This is a genomic window from Sedimentibacter sp. B4 (assembly GCF_000309315.1).
Lineage (GTDB): Bacteria > Bacillota > Clostridia > Tissierellales > Sedimentibacteraceae > Sedimentibacter > Sedimentibacter saalensis.
In genome coordinates this window covers 1-201 of the sequence record NZ_CANG01000580.1, presented here as the reverse complement: position 1 = coordinate 201, position 201 = coordinate 1, and the positions used below count along the sequence as shown (strand labels likewise).

Sequence of the window (201 nt, the reverse complement as noted above, 5' to 3'; positions counted from 1 at the left end):
CCATTCGATGAAGTTCTTCATGAGTGTCATCTCCCTTCCGGGCCGAGTTCGGCCAGCAGGTGGTCGACGGCGGCGTTGCCGTCAAGGGTTGAGTAGTAGTCCGGGCGCATCTGGATCACCTTCACGGGGGCGTCGCCGACGTACTCGTCCACCTCGTCGAGGATGTACGCGAGGTGGGGACCGACCATGAGCACATCGATG

1 pseudogene is annotated in these 201 nt (G+C 61.7%); it reads right to left on the bottom strand.

Features of this window, described 5'->3' with window-relative positions:
* Positions 1-26: 26 nt before the first annotated feature.
* Positions 27-201 (bottom strand): annotated as a pseudogene (locus BN358_RS26660) (PTS sugar transporter subunit IIB); the annotation flags it as partial.